Annotated in this window: 8 protein-coding genes; 2 read left to right on the top strand and 6 right to left on the bottom strand. The window is 65.1% G+C overall.

Annotation, left to right across the window (positions count from 1 at the left end; translation table 11 throughout):
• Positions 1–26: 26 nt before the first annotated feature.
• Both F600_RS0126205 and F600_RS29930 read right to left on the bottom strand, forming a co-directional pair.
• Positions 27–1,259 carry an IS110 family RNA-guided transposase gene (locus F600_RS0126205; protein WP_018158706.1) on the bottom strand — a complete coding sequence of 411 codons (1,233 nt, stop codon included), beginning with the start codon at positions 1,257–1,259 and terminating at the stop codon, positions 27–29.
• Between the two features lie 239 nt (positions 1,260–1,498).
• Positions 1,499–2,557 carry a flavin-containing monooxygenase gene (locus F600_RS29930; RefSeq protein ID WP_018163644.1) on the bottom strand — a complete coding sequence of 353 codons (1,059 nt, stop codon included), beginning with the start codon at positions 2,555–2,557 and terminating at the stop codon, positions 1,499–1,501.
• 103 nt (positions 2,558–2,660) lie between these two features.
• On the opposite strand from F600_RS29930, the gene F600_RS0126195 reads away from it, so the two are divergent.
• Positions 2,661–4,028, top strand: a complete 1,368-nt coding sequence (locus F600_RS0126195) for an HNH endonuclease signature motif containing protein (protein WP_018163643.1) — start codon at positions 2,661–2,663, stop codon at positions 4,026–4,028.
• Positions 4,029–4,039: 11 nt separating this feature from the next.
• Here F600_RS0126195 and F600_RS29925 read toward each other — a convergent pair whose 3' ends face one another.
• The 3 genes from F600_RS29925 to F600_RS0126180 form a co-directional block, all read right to left on the bottom strand.
• Positions 4,040–5,488: an alpha/beta fold hydrolase gene (locus F600_RS29925; RefSeq protein WP_156024833.1), complete on the bottom strand. Its 1,449-nt coding sequence runs from the start codon at positions 5,486–5,488 to the stop codon at positions 4,040–4,042.
• 65 nt (positions 5,489–5,553) lie between these two features.
• Positions 5,554–7,458 carry an acyl-CoA dehydrogenase family protein gene (locus F600_RS0126185; RefSeq protein ID WP_018163641.1) on the bottom strand — a complete coding sequence of 635 codons (1,905 nt, stop codon included), beginning with the start codon at positions 7,456–7,458 and terminating at the stop codon, positions 5,554–5,556.
• Positions 7,459–7,567: 109 nt separating this feature from the next.
• Complete coding sequence (locus tag F600_RS0126180) at positions 7,568–8,296, bottom strand: alpha/beta fold hydrolase (RefSeq protein ID WP_018163640.1); 729 nt, start codon at positions 8,294–8,296, stop codon at positions 7,568–7,570.
• 93 nt (positions 8,297–8,389) lie between these two features.
• Between F600_RS0126180 and F600_RS0126175 the strand changes: the two genes are divergently transcribed.
• Complete coding sequence (locus tag F600_RS0126175) at positions 8,390–8,863, top strand: MarR family winged helix-turn-helix transcriptional regulator (RefSeq protein ID WP_018163639.1); 474 nt, start codon at positions 8,390–8,392, stop codon at positions 8,861–8,863.
• Here the strand turns inward: F600_RS0126175 and F600_RS0126170 are convergent.
• Positions 8,860–9,936, bottom strand: coding sequence for a methyltransferase (locus F600_RS0126170; RefSeq protein WP_026306977.1), 1,077 nt, complete (start codon positions 9,934–9,936; stop codon positions 8,860–8,862). The genes F600_RS0126175 and F600_RS0126170 overlap by 4 nt on opposite strands.
• Between the last annotated feature and the right edge of the window lie 33 nt (positions 9,937–9,969).

The following is a 9,969-nucleotide window of genomic DNA, read 5'->3' as shown; positions in this document are numbered from 1 at the left end:
GCTAGACATCCCAGGTCCGTAGCTTGTCAAGCGACTGGAGCAAGTCTTTCGTTTTGCCCTGTTTGTCGGTGGTTCCAGGCGGTGTCTTCGTCATAAAGGGCTTTGTGGCGTAGGCAGCCGTGCAGAATCCCGACGAGCCGGTTGCCGACCGCGCGCAGGGCTTGATGGTGCAGGTCGCCGGCGGCGCGACGCTGGTCGTAGTAGGTGCGTACGCCGGTGCTTCTCGTGAGGGCGCAGAAGGCCCACAGGTCGATCGCGTCGTAGAGCCGTTTGTTGCGGATATGACGAGCAAGGACCGCACGTTTTCGCCCCGACGCGATCGTCAGTGGTGACGTTCCGGCGTAGTTCTTGCGAGACTTGGCGGTGGTGTACCGCTCGGGGTCGTCCCCGAATTCACCGAGCACCCGGGCGCCGAGGACAGTACCAAGTCCTGGCAGGGAACGAACGATCGCGGCGTCCGGGTGTTTCTCAAAATGGGTGGCCAGCGTGGTTTCGAGTTCGCTGATCTGGCGGTTGAGTTCACCGATGATCGCGGTCGCGGACCGGGTAGTGGCGGCGAAGGCGCCCACGACAGCGGTGGCGGTGGTGAGCTGTTCGGTGCGCAGTACGGCCTGTATCTCGTGCGCGCGCTGATCGGTATTACGTTGGCGCCCCGCGCGTTTGAGGGTCGCTGAGATCGCTGAGATTGACAGCCGGGCACCGAGATCAGGGGCTGGGGCACGGCTCAGGATCGCTAGCGCGTCCCGGTCGGTAAGGTCGTCGAACGCCTCGAGGGCGGCGGGGTAGTACTCGCGCAGTGCTGAGCGCAGCGCGTTGGCGTGCCGGGTTCGGGCCCAGATGAGGTTCTGGTGGGCGCGGGCGAGGACCTTAATCGCTTCGGCTTCGGCGCTGTCGCCGGCGATCGGGCGGTGGTTGTGTCGGTCGGTGCGGACCAGGTCAGCGAGTAGTTTTGCGTCGCCGGCGTCGGATTTAGCGCCGGAGACGGTGTGCCGGTCGCGGTATCGGGCGGCGGCGAGGGGGTTGATCGCGTACACCTGATACCCGGCGGCGACCATCGCGTTGACCCACAGGCCGCGGTCGGTTTCGATGCCGATCACGACCTGTGTCGGGTCGGTGGCGTGGGTGGCGATCAGTTCGTGCAGGGTTCGGATGCCGGGCAGGCCTTCGGGCAGTCGCCGTGCCGCGAGGCGGGTTCCGGTGGCGTTCATGATGTGGATGTCGTGGTGGTCTTCGGCCCAGTCGTCGCCGACGAAGATCATCGGCTACCTCCCTTGATGGTCTGCTCCTTGTTGGGGGTGGTGAACCTGGAGGACCCTGGCGGCGACCTAATGGATCAGTGCTCGTGATGGCACGACATCCCAGTAGCGCTACAGGAACCTCACCGGCTGGCTGGGGCACGATCTAGCGCTAGAAATCGAATATCGTTCCAGGAGGAACGGGTGCTCACCAGCCAGCGGTTCGGTGACCAGCCTGCGTCAGTCAGTTCTGGATCGGACCGTTAGACACGCAGCTGATCTGTTCCCATTAGGAAGTCGGTCGCCGAGAATCCGGTGCAGTAGACGATGACGTCGACGGGGTGGTCGGTGCCGTCGTCGGTGATGACCGAAGTCGAGGTGATCTCCGCGATCCGTGCGGTTTCCAGGCGGGTGTTGTCACGCATGAGTGCGGGGTAGAAGTCGTTGGACATGAGTCCCCGCTTGCAGCCGGGTGCGTCGACGGGTTTGAGCGCCGCCCGCAGCGTGGGGTCGGTGACCTGACTCCGGCGGTGGCGGCCCGCGATCGTCGTGAGGGCTTCGCGGATGGGCACGTTGCCATCCAAGGCTTTGGAGAGGAACTCGAAGTACGACCACCAGCCACGACGCTCGATCGTCTGCATCACCGGCAGCAGGCGGAAGAGTCCCGATTTTGCGGGCAGATACCAGCTTTCGAACTTCGGCATGATCCACGGAACGGAACGCTGGAAGACGGTCAGATGGGCAACCTGGGGAGCGATCGCGGGCACGATCTGGATCGCGCTCGCGCCGGTGCCGACCACCGCGACGCGTTTGCCGGTCAAGTCGACGTCGTGATTCCACCGAGCCGAATGGAACTGCGCACCGGCGAACCGGTCCCTCCCGGGAATGTTGGGCAGCGTCGGCCGGGACAGCTGCCCGACCGCAGGCACGAAAACGTTCGCCGTCAGCTCCGCACCGTCGCTGGTCCGAACGAGCCAGTGTGCGCGATCGGCATCGAACTCGGCGTCGGTCACCTCGACGCCGAATCGGATGCGTTCGACGATGCCGTACCGTGCCGCGACGTCCTGCATGTAGGCCAAGATGGCTGGTTGCTCTGCGAATCGCTTCGGCCACTTCGTGTTCGGCGCGAACGAGAACGAGTAGAGATCGGACGGGGCATCGCAGGCCGCACCCGGGTAGGTGTTGTCCCGCCAGACGCCCCCAAGGCCGTCAGACTTCTCGAGAATTGTGACATTGCGGTGGCCGTGGCGAACGAGTTCGATCGCGGCGGCCAGGCCGCCGAATCCGGCCCCGACGATGAGCACCGATGGGTCAGACGACATTGACTGCCCTCTCCTCGTGATAGAAAGTTGCAAATAATCTCTCACCGCGTGTCGTCCGGGTCAAGGGACCTCACGAAACCGTCGTCCCGATCGTCTACATAGCGTGGGGGAAAACAGCGTTCAAGCAGACGAGGCCGTTGCGGTGCTCGCCGCGATGGCCGCTGTCCTGCCGCGTCGTGTGAGTGGCACGCGGGCTGAGCTGGTTTCGTTGATCGCACTGGCCGAGTCCGCGATCCGGCGCTTGCAGGGTTTGCAGTATCAGGCGCTCGCGGAAGCCGAGATCACCGTGGACGAGTCGATCGGTGGCCGCCGCGTCGCGGGGGTCGTTGCGGACGAGGCGCGGATCAGCCCGTCCGACGCGCGGGCGCGGTTGCGGATCGCAGCGAAGGTGACCCCGCGTGTCTCGCTGCAGGGCGAGACGCTGGCCCCCGTGTGGCCGAACATCGCCCAGCACGTCACCAACGGGGTGATCGGTGAGGCGCATCTGAAAGTGGTGAAGGACTTCTTCCACCACCTGCCCGCCAAGACGGACCCGGTCGCGGTCGAGTTCGCTGAAGCCCAGCTCGCGGATTTCGCCGAGCAGTTCCGGCCCGATGAGTTCGAGCGGCTCGCACATGCCTTGCTGGCCGGTTTGAACCCGGACGGCACCCTCGATGATGAACGGGACCGGGCGCGTAAGCGTCATTTCACGATGGGCAAGCAGGGCCCGGACAAGATGACCTCCGGTCGGTTCTGCCTGGACCCGATCGCCGCTGCCAGCGTGGAAGCACTGCTGGCGAAGTTCGCGCGCCGCGGCATGTGCAACCCGGCCGACGCTGACCCCACCGTGGACCACGACCCGACCGAGGAGCAGATCCGTACCGATACCCGCACCTACGGGCAGCGGTGCCATGACGCGATCGCGATGATGGCCCGTAACACCCTGACCGACGAGAACATCGGCCAGCACCGCGGCCTGCCGGTGACGGTGGTCATCACCGCCGACATCAAGGACCTCGACCCAGAGGGTGCCTCGCAGCCGGGCCGTACCGGTGGTGGGTTGATGGTGCCGATCACTGATGTGTTGGCGATGGCTCGCCATGGCCGGACGTATTTGGCGGTGTTCGACCACGGCAAGCCGATCAGCCTGTATGAGGGTCGTGCCCGCCGCCTGGCCACCCCGGGTCAACGGTTGATGCTGCACGCCTCGGATCGGGGTTGCACCTTCCCCGGGTGTGACCGGGGTGGCTATTACGCGCAGGTGCACCACTCGAACCGGGATTGGCTCGACGGCGGATTGACGAACATCGACGAAGAAACCCTGGCCTGCGATGCCCACCACCCGCTGGCGGGGAACAAGCCGCACCAGTGGAAAACCCGCACCCGCAACGGGGTCACTCTCTGGTACCCACCCACATCAGTGGACCCACAGCGAAGACCACGGCGCAACCACTTCCACCACCCGGAGCGCCGGCTCCGCGGGGCCACCTGACGTGCGCTCGATCAGCGTGGGCACGTGATGAATCGGGGGCTGGACGTCGGGTCCGACAGGAACTTCGTCGCGGCCGCCATCGCACAGTCCGACCGGAGGATCGACAGGTGGCCGTCTGCGTTGGTGATCATGAACGCGCTGTCCGGAATCTGCGCGGCGAGGGCCATTGCGCTCACCAGCGGGGTTTCCGGGTCGAAGAACGGATTGGCCACCTGCACGTTGGGCGAGCTTCCGATCTTCAGCGTGTGTGGCGGGTCCGCGGGGGACTTGCCCCAGCCCAGACAGCCGCCTGCGACATCCCAGAAGGTGAACTCGCCGAAGCGGGGAGCCGCTTTGGCCCGCTCCGCAGCCTTGCTCATCTCGGTCCAATTCGAGGGCCGGGAGAAGTCCGCACACACGACTCCGCGGAAAATGCCCACGATGTGCTGGTCGGGAGGGATGAGGAGGTTGGTCGCATCGCCGGAGTCGGCTTGCTTCAGCAATACGGCGAGAGTTGGCCACCCAGCGTCAGAGCCAGGCAGAAAACCGCGCGACAGCCCGTTCCGGACCGCTTCCCGAATATCCTCGACCGATGCGCCGCGAGGTGCGCCCGGTGCCGGGAGCGGAGCGCGGGCGAGCAGGCTCTGGAAGAGCGCGCTGACGTCAGTGCCGTGCAACGCGCAATCGGGACTCTCGTTGCACCATGCGACAAATCGATCGAACGAAACTTCGTACGAGCGCGCCGTTCTCAACGCGAGCCCACTGACGTCGAGGCTGTGGTCGACCACGCCATCGAGCACGATCGCTCGGGTGTTGTTCGGGAAGGTCTCCAGATAGGTCGTGCCATACATCGTTCCGTAGGACCCGCCGTAGGACGTGAGTTTGGGTTCGCCGAGTGCGATGCGGATCGCGTCGATGTCGCGGGCCGTGCTGACCGAATCCAGGTGATCCATGAGCGGCCCGGTGTCCTTGCGACAGCCTGCGAAGTAGTCCTTGTTTCGCTGCACCAACGCGTCGAACTCGGCTTCCGTCCGGGGTTGAGCGATCGAGCTGGGGTCGACGGGACACTGGACGGTGGGCACGCTGGCGCCGATGCCACGAGGGTCGAACGACACCACGTCGAAGTTCTGGCGGAAGCTCTCGGGCATGAGCCAGGGAATGCCGTTGGCCCGCAGGATGTCGAACCCCGACACGCCAGGACCGCCCGGCAGGATGACCATCGAACCCGTGCGTTCCCCGGTCGCGCGTTGCCGCCCGATAGCGAGACGGATCGTCTCGCCGCCTGGGTTGGACCAGTCGAGTGGCACCTTCAGATTCGCGCATTCGACCGGATGGTCCTGTAGACCCATCCCGCACGGGCGCCAATCGAGTCGCGTGGCGACCTCGAAACCTCGAGCCGGCGACCCGCACGCGAGTAGCGCAGAGCCAACCAGCGTTGTAACCACCGCAGCAACGGCGGCTTTCACAACCGATGTGGTCACACTTCTACGGTGTCAGACCTGCGGATTCGTGCATAGTGCCCAAACGTGCCAAGTTCGCCCGACGGTCACTCCATCGGAGTGATCACCGAGTTCGCGAGAAGGTCCGGGACACCCAGTCCATCGATGATGTCGGCGACGTGCGGGCGCAGCGAACGGCAGCGCTCGTTGAAGGCACGAGTGATGGCTTTGGTGCGTCCGGTGGACATGCGCCGGTGCTCGATGTACCAGGCGCGGTTCTCTTCGAACACCGACAATGCAAAGAGGTCGCAGAGCTCGTTGAGCACTTCCTTGGCGGCTTCGTCAGAGCAGGCATCGATACCACCGATGAACGCCTCGAACACGGTGCGGTCAACATGCGCCCGGGCCGCGTTCATGATGTGGTCCGACACGAAGTTGAAGGCGTCGAACGCGTCCTTCTCCCGCTTCATCGCGGCCTGCATGCGACGAGCGGCAGTGGAGATGAGGTACTCCTCGCGCTCGTTGAACATGTAGAGCTGTGTGCCGCGATCGTAGAAGCTACCTTCCTCCTCGACGTCGCGGCCGCGGTCGCGGATCATCTGGAGAATCTGCTCGGCAGCGGTGTACTTCTTCACGACGTCCGACACGGTCTCCCGCGCGAAGCCGGCCCACTCCCACGGGCTCATGCCGCGCACTTCATCGGCAAACCCGGTCAGGAGCTCCTTGGCGACGAGCTGCGTGAGGATCTGGTTGTCACCTTCGAACGTCGTGAAGACGTCGGTGTCGTCCTTGAGCTGGACGAGGCGGTTCTCGGACAGGTATCCCGCACCGCCACAGGCCTCGCGGCACTCTTGGATTCCGCGCGTCGCGAACGTCGTCTGAGCGACCTTGAGTCCGGCCGCCTGGCTCTCGAGTTCGCGCTGTTCCTGCTGGTCCGGATTTTCCGCGGACTGGACCTTCTGCATCTTGCGCACGAGCTCGTTCTGGGCGAAGCCGTAGGCGTAGGCGCGGGCCATCAGCGGCAGCAGGCGGCGCTGGTGGACGAGGTAGTCCATGAGGAGTACTTCGCCGCCGTCCGGACGGCTGAACTGACGTCGTGTCAGTGCGTACCGGCCGGCAATGGTCAGCGCCACGCGAGTCGCAGCGGAGGCGCAGCCACCGACCGTGACGCGGCCGCGGACAAGGGTGCCGATCATCGTGAAGAAGCGGCGGTTCGAGCTGTCGATCGGCGACGTGTACGTGCCGTCCTCGGCGACGTCGCCGTAGCGGTTCAGCAGGTTCTCGCGGGGGACGCGCACGTTGTCGAACATGATTCGACCGTTGTCGACACCCGTGAGACCACCCTTGTAGCCACAGTCTGACGTCGTGACTCCCGGCAGGTCCTTGCCCTTGTTGTCCCGGATCGGGACGACGAAGCAGTGCACCCCCTGGCTCTCGTCGCCGGTGATGAGCTGCGCGAAGACCGCGGCGACCTTGGCGTGCTGGGCCGCGCCACCGATGTAGTCCTTGCGCGACGACGGGGTCGGCGAGTTGATGACGAATTCCTGCGACGCCGGGTCGTATGTCGCGGTCGTCTCCAGGTGCTGAACATCGCTACCGTGACCGGTCTCTGTCATGGCGAAGCAGCCGACGAGATCGAGGTTGAGGAGCGGCCGGCAGTACTTGTCGTGGTGCGACGCGGTACCCAGGTTGGCGATGGCACCTCCGAAGAGGCCCCACTGCACTCCGGCCTTCACCATGAGCGAGAGGTCGCTCATGGCCAGGAACTCGATGCTGACCACCGCGCGGCCGATCTGCCCGGTACCACCCTGCGCCTCGGTGAAGCCGTGACCGGGGAACCCCTCGGCCGCGAGGACCTGCATCTGGCTGAGGGCGACCTTGCGGGCCTCGGCAACGTCCGGGATGTAGTGCGGTGCGAACTCGGGTCGATTCAATTCGACTCGTGCTTTTTCGCGTTCCGCGTGCCAGTAGCCGTCGAGAGCCTTGCGAAGTTCCGAACCCAGCGTCGTCATGAGCCAACCCTAAAAGCAAAGGTCCGGGGTCCGCCGGGCTTTGTGACGAGGTTGTCGCAACGAGTTCCAGATTCCTGGTCGCCCAACGAATTCGGACAAATGCTGCGAGTTAGCTATGGACGCCTTCGAGAAACTCGACGATGGTCTTGCCGTAGAGGTTCGGGTGCGTGAACCGGAACATGTGGCCGGTCCGAGCGAGCACGACCTCGCGGGCGTTCGGGAGGCCTTCGCGTAGCTGCTGAGCGGCGTGTTCGCCGACGAGTTGGTCGTCTTCCGGGGTGGTGAGCAGGGTCGGAACGTTGACCTTTCCGAGCTGGTCCCGTACGTCGAAGGAGATGACGCTTGCGACTCGGGCGTTGTAGGACTCGGCCGGGGTGTTCTCGACGAACAGCTGGCGATAGTCCTTCTGGGTGAGCGGAACCTCGGCATCCCGGTCGTACTTCGAAGCGAGCGTGCTGGCGTGGTAGCGCAGCGTGCCGTTGCGGTAGGCCGCTCCGCGCACGTAGTGCGCCGCGCGACCGGCGGTGTTCTTCCAGCGCGGGAGCGGGTTCGCGGCAAACCCGCCGGAGAGCACCAGTCCACGAAGTCCAGTCGGCTGGCGCAGCGCGAGGGTGAGGCTGATGACCGCGCCGAAGGAATCGCCGACGAGCACGTAGTCATCGAGGTCCTCGACCTGGGTGGCGACGAAGTCGGCGTAGCGCTCGACGTCGTCGAGTCCCTCGGGCAGTCGCATCGTGCGCACCGGGTACGCGGCCTTGAGTGCGGCGAGCTGCTGCTCGTCCCACGGGGCGCCGGAGAAGCAGGGAACGGTGACGAGCGTGGGCTGGGTGGTCGACATGGCGGTCTTCTTTCGGTGAGGCGACTGGTCACTTATTAGGTGACACGTCATGAGAATACATGACGTGTCACGTATTGGCTATATGGTGAACTTGTGACCGTGGACTCGTTTGAGGAATTCCGCTACCTCGTCCTAGCGGCCCAGCGCGAGGGTCAGCGGGCGCTTGCGGCAGCGCTCAAGCCCCACGATCTGACGCCGTCACAAGCCGAGGCGATCGCGGTTCTTCGGGACTCGACAGGGCCGCTGACCGTGCGAGAAATCGGGCAGCGTCTCGTCTGCGAAGGGGGCAGTCCGAGCCGGCTGATGAGCACGCTCACCCAGAAGGGGCTCGTGGAATCGACAGTCGGGTCCGACCGGCGCACCACTGTCCTGTCCCTCACGTCGGCGGGCGTCGACGCTGCGCGAACCGTGGGGCAGATCGAGCAGAACCTCTACCAGGCCCTGGCGTTTCTCGTACGCGACGATCAGGTTGCCGCCGCTATGCCAGTGCTCCGTGCCTTGGTGGCCCAGCTCCCCGCCGGACAGGCGTTAGAACGCCGAATCGCCGACCAGAACGCGACGGACTAGACCGGCCTGCCCTCCACGACCGACATCGGCGTTGCCGTCGGAACCACTCGCGCGAGCTCGAACCCCGCCTTGGCGAACAGTTCGGCGTAGCCGGCCCGGGTCCGCTCGCGGCCGCCGACCGACACGAGCATCTCGAGGTCAGTGAGTGTGCCTGGGTGCGGCGTCGATGGATCGTCGGGCAGAACGAGTTCCACCAGGAGCAGACGTCCGCCCGGTTTGATGGCTCGCCGAACATTGCCGAGGATCGTCAGGCACTCCTCCTCGGCCCAGTCGTGAATGACGATCCGGAGGATGTAGCAGTCGGCGCCGGCGGGGATCGACTCGAAGAATGAGCCGGCGACGGCCTCGCAGCGATCAGCCAGGCCACGCTGGTGGAAGACGTTCCCCGCAACGACCGACGGCAGATCGAAAAGGATGCCTCGTGTGCCCGGGGTGCTGGAGACGATGTCGGACAGGAAGCTGCCGTGGCCACCGCCGATGTCGGCGATCGTCCCGAGACCCGAGAAGTCGTACGCCGCGAGCACCGATTCGTCGACCAACGAGGACACCGAGGTCATTGCGCCATTGAATGTCTCGGACAACTCGGGATTGTCGTCGAAGTATTCGAAAAGACCTTTGCCGCGAATTCTCGAGACTCCGGTCTTGCCGGTCATGACGGAGTAGGGGAGTTCGTCCCAGTCGTCGCGATGCTCGGGAGCGCCGACCCAGAGCACCATGTCGCGCATCGAACCTGGCGTACCGGTTCGCAGGACGTCGCCCATCGGCGTCAGGCGGAATGCGCCGGAGCGTGTCGATTTGTACAGCCCCATCGTCGTCAGGTGGCGCATCAGCCGCGCTACTCCGTCCGCGTCCGCGCCGATCGTCTCGGCAACCTCGCGAGCGGACTTCGGGCCGTCGGCGAGCACGTCCGAAATGCCGAGTTTTGCCGCCGTAAACAGCGCCTGTGCGTTCCAGGCGCCCTGGACCATCTCGAGAACCGCGGCTCCGGGCGGGACGACCGCGCGAGTGAACTTCAGAACACTGTTCCGAACGGATGTCGCAGCCAATGCGATGCGTGGGGGCGGCAGCCTCATGACCCGATTCCACCACGGCCGACAGTCCGAGCG

It is taken from the genome of Smaragdicoccus niigatensis DSM 44881 = NBRC 103563 (genome assembly GCF_000380645.1).
Classification (GTDB): Bacteria; Actinomycetota; Actinomycetes; order Mycobacteriales; family Mycobacteriaceae; genus Smaragdicoccus; species Smaragdicoccus niigatensis.
Note: the sequence above shows the minus strand (reverse complement) of the source record. Positions and strands in the feature narration are given on the sequence as shown.

Bases quoted from the DNA above. Each gene is read 5' to 3' on its own strand.
- F600_RS0126205 (WP_018158706.1), bottom strand. From the start codon at position 1,259: ATGATCTTCGTCGGCGACGACTGGGCCGAAGACCACCACGACATCCAC.
- F600_RS29930 (WP_018163644.1), bottom strand. From the start codon at position 2,557: ATGTCGTCTGACCCATCGGTGCTCATCGTCGGGGCCGGATTCGGCGGC.
- F600_RS0126185 (WP_018163641.1), bottom strand. From the start codon at position 7,458: ATGACGACGCTGGGTTCGGAACTTCGCAAGGCTCTCGACGGCTACTGG.
- F600_RS0126180 (WP_018163640.1), bottom strand. From the start codon at position 8,296: ATGTCGACCACCCAGCCCACGCTCGTCACCGTTCCCTGCTTCTCCGGC.
- F600_RS0126170 (WP_026306977.1), bottom strand. From the start codon at position 9,936: ATGAGGCTGCCGCCCCCACGCATCGCATTGGCTGCGACATCCGTTCGG.